The sequence below is a fragment of the Cerasicoccus maritimus genome, assembly GCA_031296935.1.
GTDB lineage: Bacteria > Verrucomicrobiota > Verrucomicrobiia > Opitutales > Cerasicoccaceae > Cerasicoccus > Cerasicoccus maritimus.
Genome location: JAVDPD010000001.1, coordinates 25034 through 44490, shown reverse-complemented (window position 1 = coordinate 44490; position 19457 = coordinate 25034). Strand labels below are relative to the sequence as shown.

Sequence of the window (19457 nt, the reverse complement as noted above, 5' to 3'; positions counted from 1 at the left end):
GCCCCAATGACTGCTAGCGGGTGAGCAGCAGCGCATCCCCATCCAATGCGACGTTGGACAGGGTTACCCAGGACAGATTGAGACCGGGGTACTGCTCAGTGTTTTCAAACACGCTATAAAGGGTGTTCGAGACCGCCGGATAAACGGCCACCGGCGGCAAATGCGCCGAGCCCAAATAGCTGTCAATAGATTGAAAACTGAAACCACTGCCAGAAGGCGCAAAATAGCCCGAGGTCTGGAAGCGCATCTTTTGCTTCTTCCCAAACACTGAGACTTCCACGGACATGCCAATCGTCATGATGCCGTTTGCAATATGGAAGTTAGGTGTCGTGGGCTTAAGGGTTACCAGGCCGGCGTCATCCTCCCCCGCCTTGTTGTTACTGAACTTAAAGTTATCGGCAGCCCAGCGATTGAGGTCTTCTTCGCTAAGTTTGATGGTGCCTGGCTTCTGCTCCAGAAAGGCGCGCAGCAGGCCCTTGTAGCTGCCGTTGTCTTTGCCAATCACATAATAAACCGTCTTCGGCTCGATTTTATCGGGCTCAGGCATATTCCGCACCTCGGCGGCGGGCTCAACGGCCAGCGATGCAATTCCCAGCACCATCCCGAACACCGCGGTGATGATACCCATGACCAGCGCAGTCATGAAATTACCTTCACTGGCTTCTTTCTTTTTCTTTTTTTTGGGCATGATGGCAGAGTCTTAAGCTGCAAAGCGTGCAGCCACAGGCTATTGTGTTTGGAGATTATGGGCGCCGCCGCCGAAAAGCCAACGATGAAGTGTCGTCAAAATCTGGTCAAATCCCGGCCCACTTCCTGCTCAGTAGAATACCTTACATCCTACTCCAATCAGCGCGTTTCCGGCTTGCCGGAATGCCCAACTCCTGCTGGTATAAAAAGCACTACCGAATTCTGCCAACTACATCGTCGGACCACTTAGAGTGAGCGGAACCACCCTAGCACCAGTCTCCCATAAGGTTGTTAATCAAACGACCGCCCCCATCGAGCAGCCACCGCTGGACGCGCCGCTCGTGGTATCCAGCGGGCGGGCAACTCCCGCAGAGCAACTCAAGATCGCTTACCTGTTCACCACTTTCCCTGTTACCTCGGAAACCTTCCTCCAACGCGAAGTCCGGGTAATGGCCTCTCAGGGCGTCCAAGTTGATATTCACTCACTCTGGCTGGGTGAAACCCAATGGGAAGGCATCCCCATCAAAAAATTCCGCCACCGCTGGCTCTTCAAGCTCCTCTACTTGCTGCCCAAACATTTCATTCAGCGCCCGGATGTTTTCCGCGAACTCGCCGAGCTCCTGCTCAAATACAACATGCCGTCGCTGCTCAACCTCGGCGAAACCATGCGCGGCATCGGCTGCGCCATCGTTCTTGCCGACGAATTTAAGCGCAACAAGCCTGATGTATTTCACTGCGTCTGGGCCACCATGCCCGCCACCACCGGCTGGGTCCTGAGCAAGCTCACCGGCGTCCCCTACACCATGGGTGCCCACGCTTACGACGTTTTCAAGAAAGAGGGAGACTGGATTTTGACGCCCAAGCTCAAGTCCGCGCTCATCGTCCACACCACCACCAACGCCGCCCGCAAACACCTGATTGCCAAAGGTGCCGACAAGGACAAGGTGCTCCTCATTCGCCGCGGTCTGGACGAATTTCCACCCTGCAAAACGCCGCGTGCTGAACGACGCCCCCTCCGCATCCTGAGTGTTGGCCGTCTCGTTCCCAAAAAGGGCTACCACCGCCAATTGGAGATTTTCCGCCAGCTCGCCGACAATGGTTTCCAGTTCGAAGCGCGCATCGTGGGCGGTGGACGCCTCGAGGACAGCCTTCGCCAGCGCCACGCCGAGCTCGACTTGCATGACTGCGTGGACCTCGTGGGCCGCCGACCATTCAACGAAGTCCAGAAGCACTACGCCTGGGCGGACGTCCTGATCTTTACCGGCATTGTGGCGCCCGACGGCGACCGCGACGGCCTGCCCAATGTGATCCCCGAAGCCATGGCCATGGGCCTGCCGGTGGTCACCTCCCCCGTCTCCGGCACCATCGAGGCCATCCACCACGACGAGACTGGCTACATCGCCGAAAACGACGACTACGACGCCTGGAAAATAGCACTCTCTACCCTGCAAAACAACGACGAGGCCTTCCACCGCATTCGCACCAATGCTCGCGCCTGGGTCTTGGAAAACTACGACAACCAGGTCAACGCCGCCTCCCTCGCCACCCGCCTTAAAGACTCAATCAAGGCCAAGGTCTCACGCGACCACTAGCCAACGTCCCGTTGGATCGGAGATGAACGGAGAGGCAGGATTAATGTCTCTCACAAAAGCGCAAAGAGCCACTCCGGAATCTTTTAGAATCAGTTTCGACAGAGTCTTAGCTCGAACTTCCCGTTCTTCCCGATCTTCCTGTTAAAAAACTACGCCTCGCTGGCACCAGCTTGCGGCTTGTCATCCGGGTAGGCAACGCCCTAATATCCCCTCCTTTCATCATGCCACGCCGCCGAGCCAAACAAGTCAAAGCACGCGCCAACGCACACGTGTCCGAGCGCCAAATCATCGATCGTATCGACGAAGACGAGCTCATCGAGCGCCTGGAAGCCTTGGACGAAGATCCCTTCATTCTTGCACTCGACCAGGTGCAGGACCCGCATAACCTCGGCGCTTGCCTGCGCTCCGCTGAAGCCGCCGGCGCACACGCCGTCATCGCGCCGCAGCACCGCACTGTCGGCCTGACCGACACCGTGCGCCGTGTATCCGTGGGCGCCGCAGACGAGATTCCCTACGTGCAAGTCGTCAACCTTGGCCGCACGCTGGAGCGCTTTAAGGAATTGGGCATCTGGATCGTCGGCACTGGCGACGAAGAGAGCGAGCTGATTTACAACGTAAACCTCGACGGCCCCCTGTGCCTCGTGATGGGCTCGGAAGATTCCGGCATCCGCAGCAAGACCGCACGCCTGTGCGACCACTTGGTCAAGATCCCGATGCTTGGCATGGTCGATTGCCTCAATGTCTCCGTGGCCACTGGCGTGTGCTTGTTTGAAGCCGTCCGCCAACGCATTTAAGGCGGGCATTTCACGGCTCTGGTCAATCTTCGTCCGAGAGTGCTTCAAGCGTAAGCTCTTATGCCGAGTCACCTTCCCCCAATAGCCCAGCGGCCTATCCTCCGGACAGTTTTTCAGTAGGGCAAAAATAGAGGCCCCCCTCTCCCAAGGGGGACCTCCCGCCATCTCTACTGTGTTATCATTCCGTCGGGCTTGCGCCCGAGAAAATTCTCTAATGTTGGAATAATCGTCCCAAAGAATAAATGCTTTAGCCCAAATTTATCTTTTTTTAGAGGTATTTTTCAGAAAAGCTTCTAAACAGCATTATCAAACTGGTAAAATCCATTCGACTCAGGAAATTTCGCCCCAAGCAATAAGTAAAAACTGCTCTGGAACAAATTTAGCGCGCTGAGCCATCAATCTCCGCTAGAGCAGCACGGACATTCGCGTCGGTCAGCAATTCAGGCAATATTAAAGGTTTGTCGCGCCCCGGGATGTATAAAATATTAAACGGCACGGCGCTACGGTCGAACTCCGACAACGCGCGGGCAATCTCCGGGTTGTGATCCGTCCAGTCCGCCTTGAGCGTCGCCACGTTGTCTTTTTGAAATTCGCGCACCAGAGCGACATCGTTGTAAACGCGCTTGTTGACTTGGCAGGTGGCGCACCAACGGGCGGTGAAGTCGATGTAAACCGGGCGGCCCTCGGCGAGGAGTTTTTCCACGGTTTCCGGCGACCATTTTTCCCAGACCAGGAAGTCCAGTTGCTCGCCCGAAGCCTTGGCCTGTTCGATCAACGCCGCGCGGCGCTCGTCCTCGCTGATCTTCGACCAGGCAAACGCTAGCGGCCCAACGACCAGCACCAGGGCAACCACCGTTGCCGTCATGCGCACGCCCTTGCTTTTCAGCAGCGTGCCCCAGCGGCCGAACACCCAGCAGCCCATCGCCGCGAGCACCAGCCCGAACAGCACCGCGAGCAGCGTGTAGGGCTCGACTTGGTCGGCCAGCACCCACACCAGCGCCGCGACGGTCGCGTAGAGCAGGAACGCCATGCCCTGCTTAAACGTCTCCATCCACGGACCCGGCTTCGGCAGCTTGCGGGTGAGTTGCGGGAAAAAGGAAAACAGCAAATACGGGAATGCCAACCCGAGCCCGATGACCGTCAACAGCAGTTCGCGCTGCACAAATGAGGTCTTTACGAGCGCGCCAAGCACCGGGGCCAGGAACGGCGCGGCGCACGGAGCGCCCACAGCCACCGCAAACAAGCCCGAAGCAAACGTGCCCGCCAAGCCCGCGCGCGAGCTCCATTGCGAGCCCAGACCAACCGCAGTCACGCCGATCTCGAACAACCCGCTCAGGCTGAGGCTGAACACGAAAACCAGGATGATCAGGAAGGTCACAAACTTCGGCGTCAGCCAGGAAGCCCAGCCCCCCGAGATATCGCCCGAGGCCACAAACGTCTGGTGCACCGGCTCGAAGAGCAGCCCGATCGCCCAAAAGCTCACCAACACGCCCAGCGTATAAACCAGCCCGTGGATAATCACCTTGCGGTGCGATTCGCCCGCTTGGCTGACAAAGCCCATCACTTTGAGCCCGATCACCGGGAACACGCAGGGCATCAAATTCAGGATCATCCCACCAATAAAAGCCAACGGGATCAACGCCACCCAGGAGCCGCCAGAGTCCGCCGCGACATCGCTGCCGGCATCACCAGTTGGCGCGGGTGCAGGCACCGCGTCTTCGGACAAGGACGGATCGACCGAAAGCCCTGTCGCTTCGCTGCCCGGAAGCCAACCGTTGGCCGCCTTGATCACAGCGGGCAAGGTCGCTTGCGCGCCGCCACCGAAAAATTCGCTCTTGGTCAGGCCAATCGTGATGACGCCCTCGGCGCTGCGCTCGACTTTCTGCTCGGCGGCCGCATCGATGTAGGCGTTGACGGAGAAAAACGTCAGCGCGCCGGGATCGAAGCCAATGGCTTTACCCTGCGGTGTCAGCGTCACGGTGACCGAGTCACCGGCCTCGCTGGCAGTCACGGTCCACGCATCGGGCAAGGCTTTGGGCCACGCGTTTTCGCGGGTTTCATCGAGGGCCTTGGCCCACTGCGAAAGCTCGGGGCTCCGGCTCGAGACCGTCAGGCTCAGCGCCAAATCCACGCCGCCGGGCACACACATCTGGTCGTCGCATTCCAGCCAGTCCGCACGCGCCTTCAGGTCGAGCGATCGGCCGGAAAAGTCCGGCGACACCTTGACCTGCATCATCAGGAAGACCTCGTCTTCATACACGTAGTTGATGATGCCCGCCTGGTCGAAAACCTTGGGCGTCGGCCAGTGAATGTCGCCAATGGTCACGCCCTCGGTCACGTCTTGCCAGGCGACCGTCGTCTTGATGCCGGCGTCGCCAGGGTTCTCCCAATACACGTGCCAATGCGGGTCCATCTTCATCCGCAGGGCGATCCAGAAGCTTGCGCCCGGCTGCACGCTCGACACGTAGGAGACCAGCTCGGCCTCGACATGCTGGCTGCGCTGAGGCACCGCGTTTAAGCAACCCAGGCCAAGCAGCCAGAAGGCGAACAATCGCAAAAATTTCATCATGAGTCCATTACGTCGCAGAGCGTTTGGCATCCTGACAAGATTCTTAACACATTGTTCGATGCTTGTCGAATGCCCCCGTCAAAAGCCACCGCCCGGTCATTCCAAAAACTGGATTGCCATGCCGCGAAAAATCGACCGCGAGCGCACCGTGTCTTGGTAGATAATGCCCCAGTCCGCAACGTAAGTCGGCGAAGTGTAGGTATCGAGCGTCGTTTGCGGCTCCATCATGATAACGCCGTCCGCGCCGATCTCGGCCGCCTTGGCGCGATATAGCTGAAACAGCGCCTGCTGATCCGGTATACTTTGAAAGGTCGGAATCGTGATGATACCAAGCTCGCGGTAGCGCTTCTCCGGTCGTTGGACCAGGAAGAGCGTCACCTCGTCCGGGCTGATCGGCCCACGCGCGACCACACCTTCCGCGATGGCCTCGCCCGCTGGCGTCACTGGATTATTCAGCGGCGTGTAATACACATCGTAGCCGCAGCCCCACAGCATCAACGCGGCGCTCAAAACAATCATCCAACGAATCATGAGCGCCAGCCTAGCGCATTTTTCGCAATAGGCGAATCGAATCCGCAGCCTACCCAGGGGGCGGGGGGGGGGGTAAATCAGCGATTTTAACTTTCAAGGAACATCAGGCAGCCCGCCCGATCATTGCAGCGCAATGCAGGAGGGCGCGCAGCCCGTTGGGTCGGCTGCGTTAACGTCAATGCGGCGAAAGGCAATCCACGCGAAATGACTATGCGGATTGCGGGCGCAAGCTGGCATAAGCTCACGCGGCGTCTGCCGCCCGGATGGGGCGGATTAAAACCTGGGGGCGTCGGCCAGCGCGGCAGCTGTCACCTGCGGCGTGTCGAATGAGCCCCGTTGTCGGCAGCGTTTTAAGGCGCTGCCAGTCGGTTCAAACACCACGCGAACACGAATGCGTTCACGCACATTGACTCGACTACCCGCACGCTAAGGCGGGTTTTGCTGATGGCTGGGAGATGTTTTCATGGCGGTAAATAAGTGAAAATTCGATTATGTGAATTTTTAGACACACTACAACAAAAAAAGTGAACATGCGGATATTTTTAAGGCGTCCAATATATTCCCTCTCAGCCTCGCCGAACACCCTCCCACACATTTTGCCCCTCAGTCTTGCCTCACCACTTTGCGACCTTTGCTGCCTTCTGTTCAAAAAAACCTGCCCCACCGCATCTGCGCTTATCTGCGATATCTGTAGTTAAAAATCCCCACTACTCTTTTCGCCTCCCAAGCTTCCCGATCTTCCTGTTTAAAAAAACAACGTCTCACCCACGCTACCCACCCACACCCGAAGGTTTCCATTGCACCCGCCAACGCCCGCCTCCACCCTGCCCTCATGCCCAAATGTGAACCCTGGCTCGCAGACATCATCAACCGCGCAGGCGGCGCGATAACCTTCGCGCAGTTCATGGGCTTCGCCCTCTACGACCGCGCCCACGGCTACTACGGCGCGTCCGTCCGCCAAGTAGGTAAATCGGGCGATTTTTCCACCTCCGCCACACTCTGCCCGGCCTTCGGCGAAGCCATTGCCCGCTGGGCGCTCGCGCGGGCAAAAGAAGATTTCCCCGACAACGAATTCCACCTCGTCGAGGTCGGTGCCGGCGTGGGCGCGCTGGCGAAATCCGTGCTGACCGCGTGGCGAAAAATTGGCGTACCCGAGGTCCCCTACTCCGCCGTGGAGACCTCGCCCGGGCTCCGCGAAGCGCTCGCGCCGCAGGCAGCGGAGCTGGGCTTCACCGTGCGCGACGGCATCCCCGACGCCCTCGCCGCCGCCGAGGGCCGCGCCATTATTTTTAGCAATGAACTCGTCGACGCCTTTCCAGCCCGCCAACTCTGTTGGGACGGCGAGGACTGGCGCGAAGTCGGCCTGCGCCTCGTCGACGGCGAGCTCGTCGAAGGCCTGCTGCCATTCAACGACCCGGTCGACGCCGATGCCCCCGCCAAGCCGCGTCAGGGCCAGCGCATTTTCATTCACCCCAGCTACCACGCGTGGCTCGAAACCGAGCTCGCCGACTGGCGCCGCGGCCGCCTGCTGACCATTGACTACGGTGCCGCCTACCCCGCGAGCGAGGTCCGCGCCTACCGCAACCAGCAAGGCATCGACGGTGCCGAAATCTACGCCCACGCCGGCCAGCAAGACCTGACCTGCGACGTGAATTTTGCCGACCTCCAGCGCTGGGGCGAGCAGCTCGGCTGGACGACCGTTTCTCTGCTGCCGCAAGCGGGCTTCCTCAACCACTGGCTCCCCGACGCCGAGACCCGCGCCAAACTCGACCCCGCCCTCGCCTTTCTCGCCGACCCTTTCGCCGCCGGCGGCGCCTTCCAGACGCTGGAACAGCAGCGGGCGTGAAGTGATGCCTCAAAAGGTAGCGCCCGTTATCCTTAACGGGCAGATCCATACAAGGGAGCTTTCGTCTATCTGGCAAAGGTAGCGCGGAGCGTCCCCGCTCCGCAAGGATTGAGGCAAGCGTTCGAAGGTTCCGATGATAGCGGGTTGCACCCAGCCGCCGACACGAACTGATGCTACATCCTTGGCGCTGCTTGCGGAGCGGGGACGCTCCGCGCTACCTCATTGAGGCAACGCTGTGCCCGCTAAGGATAACGGGCGCTGCCTTTGGCATGAAATGAACTCGCATACCACGCGGCAAAGATTAATAATCACTGCTTAATGAAACCGCGCATCATCGGCATTTGTGGCGGGACCGCCAGTGGCAAGTCCACGCTGACGCGGCGGCTGGTGAAGTCGTTGACGGATGTGAAGGTGGCCGAGCTGGGCATTGACCGGTTTTATCGCGGGCCGCCCGTGAAAAGCTGGGATGCGCCCGAGGCGCTGGAGGAAGAGCTGTTGCTGCCCGTGGTGGAGGCGCTGGCCAACGGCCGCGATGTGGAGGTCCCGATTTATGACTACCACACGCATTCGCGCGCGGGGTATGAGACGTTTTCCGCGGACTTCGAGTTGCTGATTATCGAAGGGCTGTTCCCCCTGCATTGGCCTGCGATTCGCGAGCGGCTGGACTTCAGCGTGTATGTCGATTGCCCGAACGATATTCGCCTGGCCCGGCGCCTGGTGCGCGACATCAATGAGCGCGGGCGCGATGTGGATGACGTCGTCGAGCAATACCTGACCTCCGTCCGCCCGATGCACGAAAAATACGTGGCGCCGCAAAAAGCGTTGGCGGATTTAGTCGTCGACGGGATGGAGTGGGATGACGCGCTGGCGCAGGTGGTCGCGCGGGTGCGGGCGTTGCTGGCCGACTAAAGGTAGGGCGCAGTCTCCAGACAAGCCGCCAGCATCCTGCTGGACCGATTGCTTTTCGCACTGCGAAAATGCCACTACAACGGGCGGCTTGTCTGGAGACTGTGCCCTACCTTTGCCGTCAGCATGGGGTGCGGCGCGAAACGCGCCTGCGCTACCTTTTAGACGAAGGGCGAACTTACCAGAATTAGCGCGCGCCCTCTCGCTTCTCGACGTCATTGCCCGCGCTTATGAATTTACCTACCGCGCGTCGGGGCACGGGATAAGCTGCACGGTGGGCGTCATGACGCATCAAGCATTCATCGCCCAGTGCCTGGAGGATCTTCAGGTAAAATCTCAGGCGCACGAGATCGCCTGGGGCCTCAACGAGTCCAAATTTGTCCTCGACCAAGTCGAAGGGCAAATCGGCTTTGAGTCGCCCAACGACATGCTCATCTCCGCGCCGGTGCAGATCATCGGCGCGTATTTTCCGACGGAAAAAGTCTGGCAGTGGTCGTGGGATAACAACACCGTGCGCCCGCCGCTGACCGAAGACGCCGACAAAGTCCGCGCCTATGGTCAGGAAAAAGGCATTGCGGAGCTGACGACCGCTGAGGTGAAAATTGACGACGAGGCGCAGTGCTGGGAGTTCACCGCGCTGGCCTGTGGGCTTGCCGACGCCCAAGGCGCCTACAGCGCCCCCACGGGCAACTTGGTGCTCTTCATGACTTTTGGCGACTACCGCATCGTGGAAAAAGCGGCAGTGCAGACCGAGGGTTAATTAGACAGCCAACGCGTCTCCAGGCTGACAGATTTTGGTAATGCGGTTCTCGACCGCTTCGATGGAGGCACGCATGGCGTCGTCGCGGAACTCGGCGTTACCCACGCGGAGGAACTCAACATCAGTCAGCCCCACAAATCCCAGCACCGTCTGCAAATAGGGCTCCAGGTGATTCATTGCCCAAAGCTCGCCACCAGGGTGCAGCGCGGCGTCTCCCGCAGAGACGATCACCTTCACTGGCTTGGCTACCAGCAGCGGCTGATAGGCGGGTTGCTGTGTTGGGTCGATGCGAAAGGTAGCGCCGACGCGCACCAGCTGATCCACCCACGCCTTGAGCTGAGCAGGCAAACCGAAATTATAAATTGGCGCTCCAATGACGATGGTGTCCGCGCGCTGAACTTCAGAGACGACCTCATCACTCACGGCCAAAGCCTCACGCATGGCGCCGGTGCGCTCTTCAGGTGCACAGTAAGCGCCGGCGATCCAGCTTTCGTTTACCACAGGCGGCGGGTTGTCCGTAACGTCGCGCTCGACGACCACGCCTTGGGGGTGCGCGGCGCGCCATTGCTCTATGAAGCGTCCAGTGAGACGCCGCGTGATGGACCGCGTATGCCGTCCGCTGGATTGAATGACGAGTAGTGTTTCCATGCACCCAGTATAACCAAACCCACGGGCATGGTGTAGTCCCAAAAATGTGAGCTACTCACACTTTTGTGAGTTACGCCTTAGGGAGTGTTTTTTATCTTAGCCGCGACGCTTAAGGAAGTCGTTTCCCCATTCTTCCAAACGATCCATGAGCTCACCCAAGGTCCAGCCATACTCGGTCAATTCGTAAACGGTGCGCGGAGGGGAGTCCTCCGTTACCCGCCGCGCAACAATGCCATCGCGCTCAAGCTCGCGTAGTTGCTTACTTAGGGCTTGCGCAGAAACTTGCGGCATTGCCGCCTGTAGCTCCGAATACCGGCAACGGCGCAAATGCAGCTCGTATAAAATGAAGGGTTTCCAACGCCCGCGGATGACATCCAAAGCCGCACGCACACCACATTGCTCCTGTAGTGGGTCAACGACCTCCGGCGCTTTCGGTCGACCACTGGGCTGCCCTTTCATACTCCCACTGATACCACACCTCGGCGTCAACGCAAGCTCACGACCAAGCCGTCCAAAACAAAAAGCTCCCGCAATTAACCGGGAGCTTTGTTTTACAAAGTAACTGCAGCGTGCCGCTGCACCCATAGATTTTCGCAATGCGAAAATGATTGGATGCAACCGTAGGTTGCTACTTCTTCTCGTTGCGCTTGGCGGCTTCGGCGATGACAACGTCTGCGATGTTGCGCGGAGCCGGTGCGTAGTGCGAGAACTCCATGGAGAACTGACCACGACCGGAGGTCATGCCACGCAGGTCACCGATGTAACCGAACATTTCACCGAGCGGCGCGTCAGCCTTGATGCGGATACCGGTGTTGGTCGGCTCCTGAGACTTGATCATACCGCGGCGACGGTTGAGGTCACCAATGGCATCACCGATGTAGTCTTCCGGCACGAACACGTCGAGCTTCATGATCGGCTCAAGGATCTGCGGACCAGCCTTCGGGATCGACTGACGGTAAGCGGCCTTGGCAGCCACTTCGAACGCAATCGCCGAGGAGTCAACCGCGTGGAAGGCACCATCGTTCAAGGTGAACTTCACGTCGACGAGCGGGTAGCCAGCGAGGACACCCTTTTCGATCGAGCTCTTGAAGCCCTTGTCAACGGCCGGCCAGAATTCCTTCGGCACGTTACCACCAACAACCTTGGACTCGAAGGAGTAACCTTCACCCGGCTCAGCCGGCTCGATGGTGTAGTCAATCTTAGCGAACTGACCGGAACCACCGGACTGCTTCTTGTGGGTGTAGCTGTCGTTGACGGGGCTCTGGATGGACTCGCGGTAGGCGACCTGCGGTTTACCAACGGTAGCCTCGACACCGTAGGTGCGCTTGAGGATGTCTACCTTAATGTCCAGGTGAAGCTCGCCCATGCCCTTAAGGATGGTTTCGCCGGAGTCTTCGTCGGTTTCAACGCGGAAGGACGGGTCTTCAGCGACCATCTTACCGATGGCGATGCCCATCTTTTCAGCGGCACCCTTGTCCTTCGGAGCAATAGCGATGCTGATAACGGGATCCGGGAAGACCATCGGCTCAAGCGTGCCAGGATCGTCCTGATCGGCGAGGGTGTGACCGGTCTGAGTGTTCTTCATACCGAGCAGAGCCACGATGTCGCCAGCCTGTGCGCCGTCGACTTCGTTGCGCTCGTCAGCGTGCATTTCGATAATGCGGCCGATGCGCTCCGTCTTCTTGGTGAAGGTGTTCAGAACGGTGTCGCCCTTCTTGATGCTACCGGAGTAAATGCGGGTAAAGGTCAGGGCGCCATACTTGTCGTCCATGATCTTGAACGCGAGAGCGCGGAAAGGCTTGTCGACAGCAACCGTGGCGACCTTACCGGTTTCATTACCTTCGAGGTCCATTTCCGGCTGAGGCGGAACTTCGGTCGGGTTCGGCAGGAACTCAACCACGCCATCGAGCACGTTTTGCACGCCCTTGTTCTTGAAGGAGGAACCGCAGTAAGTCGGGAAGAAGTCGAGCGCGATGGTGCCCTTGCGGATGCACTTCTTGATCTCTTCGATCGTCGGCTCATCACCACCGAGGTATTTCTCCATGATGTCGTCGTCCTGCTCAACAGCAGTTTCGATGAGCTCTTCGCGGTACTTCTCGACGTCGTCGACCATGTCGGCCGGAACATCCTGAAGCTCGTAGTTCATTGGATCTCCGGAGTCGTCCCAAACCCAAGCCTTGCGGGTCAGCAGGTCAACCACACCGGTGAACTTGCTTTCTTCACCAATCGGCAGAACCATGACGAGCGGCTTCGCGCCGAGGACTTCCTTCACCTGCTTGACCACGTTGTAGAAGTTCGCACCGATACGGTCGAGCTTGTTGACGTAGATCACGCGGGCGACCTTGGAGTCGTTGGCGTAGCGCCAGTTGGTTTCCGACTGAGGCTCAACACCGCCAGAACCACAGAACACGCCGATACCGCCGTCGAGAACCTTCAGGGAGCGGTAAACTTCGATGGTGAAGTCAACGTGCCCAGGGGTGTCGATAATGTTAAAGCGATGCGGCTCCCACTGCTGGGTGCTGCCGGGCCAGAAGCAAGTCGTGGCGGCGGACTGAATGGTGATGCCGCGCTCCTGTTCCTGCTCCATGAAGTCAGTCGTCGCCGCGCCATCGTGAACTTCACCCAGCTTGTGAATTTTGCCGGTGAGCTTCAGGATACGTTCGGTCGTCGTCGTTTTACCGGCGTCAACGTGGGCGAAGATGCCGATGTTTCGGTATATGGATAGATCTGTCACGGTGGTTTACTGTTTGGATTTCGCGGCTAATGGAGCCAAAAGAACGCTCCAAGGAGCAAAAATTTGCGCGCTTGACAAGCATAACTCTTAAAGCCGCGCATTTGGGGCATTTTTTCGGCGCTGAGCGCATTTTTCCATTGTCCAGGCGTTCAGGGTCGTCAATCTCTCGCCCATGAAGCACATTCTGTTAATTTTGCCCCTCCTTGCGCTTATTGTCGGCTGCAAATCTTACGAAGACGCCAGCGAGAAGGCAGTGCTCTCACAGGAGCCAATGAGCGAAAGCACCGGTGCCATCACCAAAGAGCTTGGCCAACGCCAATCCAACGACGTCGAAGGCATGGAAGAGGGTGGCTTGCTCAACCAGTATGAGGAAGAGCAGATGGAAGGCGCCATCGGCAACTAACGCCTACCCGTCAAGCGGATAACTTTCCCGCCTCCGAGACAATGAAAACCCGGGCCCGGGGCCTCCAACTGGCGGAAGCCCTCGAGCCCAGGCGACGTGCTAGGGAGTGTTTTCAAAGCAAAGCCAGCCTACTCGTAGGTGACCACCAATTCCGGGCGGTCGCCACTGCCGCATTCCGCCGAGTAGTAAGCTGCATCCAGGTAAACCGTGGAGGAATGCGGCAGCACGCAAAATGAAGCCACGCCATCGCCGCTCGCTTCCGCGTTAATGAAATCAGTCACGTCCCACTCGATCCACTGATCGGCACCCGGCAGCGTGTAGGTACCGAAGGAGCTACCGTAGCCCGGCTTGTTGTTCCAGGTGATGGACCACTCGCCCCAGCTGTCGTCAGTGACCGGGCGCAGGTTGTTTTTCACGCCCGTATTCATGCTCTCAATTTTCAGACGGACGGTTGCGCTCGTCACCGTGCCGGTCACGCCGCTGAGGTCAAACTTCAGGAACGCGCGCTTGTCGTAATCACTAGAGGTGGAGAGTTCAACCTTGAGCGATTGGGAATCCGTGGCACCGAAGGTGGTGTCCGCATGAATGCCCCCGCGCACATAGGCGTCGTCCACCGGGTTGATGGTCACCGTCTGCGACACAACCGGGCCCGGACCAGGCGTGTCCCCCCAGGTGCAGCCGACATCCGTCGCGACGAGCGGACGCAGGTTTGCGCCGGTAACCGTGGCGCCTGAGACTTCTTCCGCGCCAACGTCCCGCCCCGTCGACGGCCGGCCATTGCCCAGAATATCCTGACCGGCCTCGGCATAGTTGACCACCGCAGCATTGAGCACTGGGCTGCTACCGCTAGGCCGATAAAATCCAAGTGTGGCGTCCGGCGAGAGCTCGGGGTCGTCAAATAATATGTCCGCGCTAGTGTAGCTCGGCGTGGCACCGGAGAAGAGCTCACCAACGCCAGAGGTGTGGTAGAAAACATTGCCGGAGTAGCTGACGCCCGATGCCGCCATCGTGTAAGTCAGCAAGGAATGCGAGCTGGAGCTGTGAACCGCGTTATTGGCCAAGGTCACGTTATCCGGGGCTTGATCGCGTGTGCTGTTGCTCCCCGAGCCGAACTCGAAGGGACGTTTGCAATCCACCATCGTATTGTGGGCAATAAGCACATCATCCACCGGACGGTAACCGCCCACTGAAATGCAATCGTTGCCCGGATCCCAATCCAGCTGCCCCGCCATCACGGAAATCGCCGAGCGATGGCCCGTGCCTTGCAGATCTTCAAAGTAGTTATTGACGATCACGTGATCCTCGCCGGTCACGCGGATACCGCCCTCCTTTGTGCTGCCCGTGCCAATAAAATAATTGCCCTCGATCAGACAATCGCTGCCCTGACGAATCGTCAGCTGCCCATCGCAATCCCGGAAGGTGTTGTTTAAGAACAGGTTTGCGCTGTTCTTATTCGAAACAACCTCGATCTCGCCGTCACACTGCTCGAACAGGTTGTCCGCCACCAGGATGCCGGCATCGATGCAAACGGCGCTGCTGTCGCCGATGCGGATGATTTCCCACTCATTGCCATCATCGTCCGCCGGGTTCGCAATGGGGCGATCGACAAAGTGATTATTGAGGATCGAATGCTCGCCTCCGCGGTCTGATCCGCCAGTTTCGGTGTAAAAATAAATAATTATTAACGACCTTTCGCTGCGTTTTCCTTCAAAGTTGCAGTTATCGACAGTGTTGCCACGACCGTAAAAAACAACCCAGCTGTGCCCGCCCAAATACGAGGCGCCGGTGCGCAAGTCGCGGATGCGGCAGTTGCTGATTCGGGAGTTGTGCGCGTGGTCGTCGTTATCGCCCGCCCGGAACTGGAAGACGTTGCTTTTGTTGTAGAAATCATCTGGCAGCGCAGGATCGATGTCGTCGGGTATTTGAATTTCAAAACCGCTCACCGTGCTGTCATCGCTGCCGATGTTGATGAAGCTGCTGCCCGTAAAAACGACCTGGCCGGGCGTTTCCGCTCGCAGCGTGATGCCGTCAACGCCAGCAAGCGTAACGGATTCAGAGTCATACACACCATTTTCCCATACGATTTCATCGCCTGAAACTGCTTGCGGAGCGCCAACACCAGTCATCAGCGCAGCAACGTCTGCCGCGGAATCAACGGTGTAAGTCGCGCCATGCAACGGCGTCAGAAAAGTCATGGTCAACAGGGCAAAACCACTCAATTGAGCAGCGGAAGAGAGTAGAGAGTGGCCTTTCAATCGGCCTACGCCAAGCGCCACCAAGCGCCAATGCGGGGTCAACATGTTCTTCATATTCTTTCAGGGAGTTAGGGGTGAAGCATCTGCCAGCGCGCCAGGGGTCAGCAGCAAAAGCAGCGAAATGAGCAATTTCCAGCCAGCAACAAGCAATCGTTTCGCATCAGGCATGTCAATGCCCATTTTAATATTTATTAAGCGACAGGCAAACGTTGATCACAAGGCCTATCCCCTTCGCGCCGGATCGCCACCCTCCGCCGTAAACGAAACCGGTGCCTCGCCCAAGGCACATTTATGAGCAGAGGCAAGAATCGAATCAATCGATGTATTATCCTCTTGACTCAATTAGCCGCACCGCGCAAAATGAGATCAAATACTAATACCCCCGCATGAAATCTGTATATCCAATCACCACACTGGCGTTAGGCGCCGCACTCTCCACCCATGCCGCCGTGTTCAACGTCACCGGCGACCCCTCAGACCGCGGAATCGGGCTCAATGATTCTCTTGCACCCGTGTTTCGGTCTGTCACGCAGACCAACCTTTCGCTCGCTAACGATAACTTTCAATTCAACCAAGGCGACTTGGTCGGCGTCTTGGTGTTTGAGCTGCCCGATCTAGGTGGGCAAGCAATCAGCACCGCCAATCTCTACACCCAGTTGACCAATGGCGGCTATTTGCAGCCGGACGGCGGCTACCCTTACGACATCGCCATCTACGGCATGCGCACCAGCGCTAGCAACGCTGTGGAACTGACCGACTACGGCTTTGGCACATCGCCAGGTAATGGCGACTTAATCCAATCCGACTACTACACCTTTACAACCAACCAACCTTTCCCTGGCGACGAAGCTGTCAACACCAGCGCCGCAGGCAGCATTTCGCTCGCGAGCTGGCTACAGGATCAATACGACGGAGGTGCCACGGCAGGCGACTATGCCTTCATCCGCCTCACGCCATCAGGCCCCACGAACAACCCACCGGCCTTTGCCTCGGCAGACAATACCACCCCCGGCTATGCTCCAGTCCTGACCGTCGAGACCATCCCCGAGCCACGCACCTACGCAGCGATTGCTGGCCTCGGCATGCTCACGCTGGCCATCTTGCGTCGCCGCCACTGATTGCGGCGTTAGCCCCAGGTAGTGTTTTCAAATTAAAGCTGTTGATGGCGGCATGGATTTTTTCCAATCAGCGAGGCATCTGAGGTTGAATAGGCTGGAAGCCTTTCGGCCGAAAGATAACGAAGCTGATGGGAAAAAGCCATCCGGGGCCTGAACGGTCAAAATGAAAGGTCGCAGCGTTGGCTTTTCACTCACGCACTTGCAGTGCACTTCGTTCAAGCCGCCTGGCGCGGCATTCATTTTTATTCGTTCCATCAGCAGTTTTAATTTGAAAACACTCCCTAGCGATTCGTCCGCTCCAGCGCAACTTGCCCCGGCGTAATTTCGTCCGTGGCATTACCCCACGTTTGCCGCACATAGGTGGCGAGCTTGGCGATGTCTTCGTCTTTCAGCTGGGAGAACTTCGGCATTTCGCCCATCCACGGCGATGTACCCGGCTCCCCAACCGGCGGAAAGCCAAAGAGCAGGCCATTGACAAAATGCTGCGGCGATGCCAAACGCGCGCTGCCAGCCAGCGGCGGAAAAATCCCCGGCACGCCTTGCCCCTTATCCGCATGGCAGGCCTTGCAATGCAGCCCATATAGCTGCGCGCCATTGCGCTCGACTTGGTCCAGCGTGAGCGGCTTCGGCGGCGGCGCAGCCTTCTTCGAGCCGCCCGAAGGCGAATCTCCGCAACCCGCGAGCACCCCTGCTACCCCAAATACCAAAGCACATGCCGCCAATTTCATGCCGCCAATTGAAACACAGCCTCACCCGAGGCCAAGCAGAATACGTTGCCCGTCCGCCCTACCGATTGGAAAAAATTCGTTTGCCTTTCGGGCGTGGGCGAAAACCTTGTTGGGGTCATGAGCGACATTTATCAGCCAGGCGCAACGATCGGCATGCTGGGCGGTGGACAGCTGGGGCGCATGAGCATCCTGGCTGGCCGCGCAATGGGCTACCGCTTCCGCGTGTTCGAGCCCAAGGCCGGCGGGGCCGCAGCAATGGTCGCCGACAGCGAGGTCAACTCTACCTACGACGACGAGGCAGCGCTCAAAGAATTTGCCGAAGCCTGCGATGTCGTGACGCTTGAGTTTGAAAACGTCGCCCGCGAGGCCGTGGACACGGTGTCCAACGCCGGCCCGCCCGTCCGCCCCGGCGCGAACGTGCTGCACATTTGCCAGAACCGCCGCCGCGAAAAAGAATTCCTCAAGGCCAACGACATTCCCTGCGCGGCGTTTCGCGTCGTCGCCAGCGCCGAGGAGCTCGCCCAAGCCGCGCAAGAACTCGGCGTGCCCTGTGTTTTAAAGACCGCCGACTTCGGCTACGACGGCAAGGGCCAGGTGAAAATTACCGAGCTCGACGCCGACTTCGCCGCGATCTGGCAGGGCCTCGACATGCCGCTGGGCGTCGTCGAAGCCTGGGTGCCCTTCGAGGCTGAGTGCTCGGTGATCGTCGCCCGCGGCCCCGACGGCCAGGCCAGCTGTTTCCCCGTCGCCGAGAACATTCACCGCAACCATATTTTGCACGAAAGCATCGTGCCCGCCCGCCTCGACGAACTGACGCTGACTGCGTCTGTGGAGCTCGCGCTCCGCGTGGCTGAGGCCATCGACGTGGTCGGCCTATTGGCGGTGGAGTTGTTTGTCTGCGGCAGCGGCAAGGTCATTGTCAACGAGATGGCACCGCGCCCACACAACAGCGGCCACTACTCCATCGACGCCTGCCAGACCAGCCAGTTCGAGCAGCACATCCGCGCGATCACCGGCCTGCCGCTCGGCAACACCCGCCTCCTGCGCCCGACGGTGATGGTCAATTTGCTCGGCGATGTCTGGCATGACGGCGACCCGGATTGGTCCGAACTCTTGGCCGACCCCGATGTAAAGCTCCACCTCTACGACAAGGGCGAGCCCCGCCCCGGCCGCAAAATGGGCCACTTCACGGTCCTCAAGGACACCATCGAAGAAGCCATCGCCACGGCGGACGCGCTCTTTGCGAAGCTGATTTAGAACATTAACCGCAGAGGACGCAGAGCCTAATAATCGACATCTCTGAGTTCTCCGCGTCCTCGGTGGTTAAATTCCCGATTGCCTCCCGACGTTCAGGCGCTCAATTTACTGTCATGCGCAAATACTTTATCCCCGCAATGATTACCTCGAGCCTGTTCCTGGCCGCCTGTGGCGAGCCCAAGGAAGAAAAGCCTTTCATTGAACTGCCCGCCGACACCAAACCCGCCAACCAATCCGGCGACGTCGAAGTGACCGAGCGCACTTACAAGATCGAGCTCCAAGCGCCGACCGCCGGCTACGCGATCAAGATCGACTCCGTCTGGGTCGTGGGCGAAGAAATTTGGGTCATCTCCAAGCTGACCGCACCCGAAGGCATGGCCGCACAAGTCATCACGCCGATCAGCGACGAAGTGAAGCTCACGCTGCCCGACATTTCCCCGGAATACTACGTGATCGGTAAAAAGATCGGCCCTGACATGGAAGGCGTCACCTTCATCGACAGCCAAGCAGACATCCAGGCCAAGCTCGACATGGGCGGCCAAGTCTGGCCGAAGGAGTAGCTAAAACCTGACGGATATCCGTCAGCCTGAAACATTTTTAACCGCGGAGGACGCGGAGAACGCAGAGAG

Annotated in this window: 17 protein-coding genes; 9 read left to right on the top strand and 8 right to left on the bottom strand. The window is 58.7% G+C overall.

Going from position 1 to position 19457, the window contains the following annotated elements:
* Positions 1 to 13: 13 nt before the first annotated feature.
* A complete protein-coding gene (locus RBB62_RS00185) occupies positions 14 to 688 on the bottom strand; it encodes a hypothetical protein (protein WP_309395842.1) in 675 nt (224 codons plus the stop codon).
* A gap of 250 nt (positions 689 to 938) precedes the next feature.
* On the opposite strand from RBB62_RS00185, the gene RBB62_RS00180 reads away from it, so the two are divergent.
* Together RBB62_RS00180 and rlmB are read left to right on the top strand one after the other, a co-directional pair.
* Positions 939 to 2279: a glycosyltransferase gene (locus RBB62_RS00180; protein WP_309395841.1), complete on the top strand. Its 1341-nt coding sequence runs from the start codon at positions 939 to 941 to the stop codon at positions 2277 to 2279.
* 221 nt (positions 2280 to 2500) lie between these two features.
* Positions 2501 to 3073 (top strand): 23S rRNA (guanosine(2251)-2'-O)-methyltransferase RlmB, encoded by a 573-nt coding sequence (gene rlmB / locus RBB62_RS00175; protein WP_309395840.1) that lies wholly within the window; start codon positions 2501 to 2503, stop codon positions 3071 to 3073.
* Between the two features lie 379 nt (positions 3074 to 3452).
* On the opposite strand, the gene RBB62_RS00170 is transcribed toward rlmB, so the two are convergent.
* Positions 3453 to 5642, bottom strand: a complete 2190-nt coding sequence (locus RBB62_RS00170; RefSeq protein WP_309395839.1) for a protein-disulfide reductase DsbD family protein — start codon at positions 5640 to 5642, stop codon at positions 3453 to 3455.
* Between the two features lie 96 nt (positions 5643 to 5738).
* Positions 5739 to 6173, bottom strand: a complete 435-nt coding sequence (locus RBB62_RS00165) for a hypothetical protein (RefSeq protein WP_309395837.1) — start codon at positions 6171 to 6173, stop codon at positions 5739 to 5741.
* Positions 6174 to 7005: 832 nt separating this feature from the next.
* On the opposite strand from RBB62_RS00165, the gene RBB62_RS00160 reads away from it, so the two are divergent.
* The 3 genes from RBB62_RS00160 (at position 7006) to RBB62_RS00150 (ending at position 9685) form a co-directional block, all read left to right on the top strand.
* The gene (locus RBB62_RS00160) at positions 7006 to 8019 is read left to right on the top strand and encodes an SAM-dependent methyltransferase (RefSeq protein WP_309395835.1); all 1014 of its coding nucleotides are present in this window, start codon (positions 7006 to 7008) and stop codon (positions 8017 to 8019) included.
* Positions 8020 to 8337: 318 nt separating this feature from the next.
* Positions 8338 to 8928, top strand: coding sequence for a uridine kinase family protein (locus tag RBB62_RS00155; protein WP_309395833.1), 591 nt, complete (start codon positions 8338 to 8340; stop codon positions 8926 to 8928).
* Positions 8929 to 9208: 280 nt separating this feature from the next.
* Complete coding sequence (locus tag RBB62_RS00150; RefSeq protein ID WP_309395831.1) at positions 9209 to 9685, top strand: DUF6882 domain-containing protein; 477 nt, start codon at positions 9209 to 9211, stop codon at positions 9683 to 9685.
* Here RBB62_RS00150 and RBB62_RS00145 read toward each other — a convergent pair whose 3' ends face one another.
* The 3 genes from RBB62_RS00145 to fusA all read right to left on the bottom strand — a co-directional run bounded on the left by RBB62_RS00145 (position 9686) and on the right by fusA (position 13067).
* On the bottom strand, positions 9686 to 10333 hold the full coding sequence (locus RBB62_RS00145) for an FMN-dependent NADH-azoreductase (protein WP_309395829.1): 648 nt from the start codon (positions 10331 to 10333) through the stop codon (positions 9686 to 9688).
* Between the two features lie 96 nt (positions 10334 to 10429).
* Positions 10430 to 10792, bottom strand: coding sequence for a winged helix-turn-helix transcriptional regulator (locus RBB62_RS00140; RefSeq protein WP_309395827.1), 363 nt, complete (start codon positions 10790 to 10792; stop codon positions 10430 to 10432).
* A 169-nt stretch (positions 10793 to 10961) separates the two neighbouring features.
* Positions 10962 to 13067 carry an elongation factor G gene (gene fusA / locus RBB62_RS00135; RefSeq protein WP_309395825.1) on the bottom strand — a complete coding sequence of 702 codons (2106 nt, stop codon included), beginning with the start codon at positions 13065 to 13067 and terminating at the stop codon, positions 10962 to 10964.
* Positions 13068 to 13239: 172 nt separating this feature from the next.
* On the opposite strand from fusA, the gene RBB62_RS00130 reads away from it, so the two are divergent.
* The gene (locus RBB62_RS00130; protein ID WP_309395823.1) at positions 13240 to 13470 is read left to right on the top strand and encodes a hypothetical protein; all 231 of its coding nucleotides are present in this window, start codon (positions 13240 to 13242) and stop codon (positions 13468 to 13470) included.
* A gap of 128 nt (positions 13471 to 13598) precedes the next feature.
* On the opposite strand, the gene RBB62_RS00125 is transcribed toward RBB62_RS00130, so the two are convergent.
* Positions 13599 to 15779: a chondroitinase-B domain-containing protein gene (locus RBB62_RS00125; RefSeq protein WP_309395821.1), complete on the bottom strand. Its 2181-nt coding sequence runs from the start codon at positions 15777 to 15779 to the stop codon at positions 13599 to 13601.
* A gap of 332 nt (positions 15780 to 16111) precedes the next feature.
* On the opposite strand from RBB62_RS00125, the gene RBB62_RS00120 reads away from it, so the two are divergent.
* Positions 16112 to 16843 carry a hypothetical protein gene (locus tag RBB62_RS00120; RefSeq protein ID WP_309395819.1) on the top strand — a complete coding sequence of 244 codons (732 nt, stop codon included), beginning with the start codon at positions 16112 to 16114 and terminating at the stop codon, positions 16841 to 16843.
* A gap of 281 nt (positions 16844 to 17124) precedes the next feature.
* Here RBB62_RS00120 and RBB62_RS00115 read toward each other — a convergent pair whose 3' ends face one another.
* Positions 17125 to 17571, bottom strand: a complete 447-nt coding sequence (locus RBB62_RS00115; RefSeq protein WP_309395817.1) for a c-type cytochrome — start codon at positions 17569 to 17571, stop codon at positions 17125 to 17127.
* A 117-nt stretch (positions 17572 to 17688) separates the two neighbouring features.
* On the opposite strand from RBB62_RS00115, the gene RBB62_RS00110 reads away from it, so the two are divergent.
* Both RBB62_RS00110 and RBB62_RS00105 read left to right on the top strand, forming a co-directional pair.
* The gene (locus RBB62_RS00110; protein ID WP_309395815.1) at positions 17689 to 18828 is read left to right on the top strand and encodes a 5-(carboxyamino)imidazole ribonucleotide synthase; all 1140 of its coding nucleotides are present in this window, start codon (positions 17689 to 17691) and stop codon (positions 18826 to 18828) included.
* A gap of 113 nt (positions 18829 to 18941) precedes the next feature.
* Positions 18942 to 19388, top strand: a complete 447-nt coding sequence (locus tag RBB62_RS00105) for a hypothetical protein (RefSeq protein ID WP_309395813.1) — start codon at positions 18942 to 18944, stop codon at positions 19386 to 19388.
* The last annotated feature ends 69 nt before the right edge of the window (positions 19389 to 19457 follow it).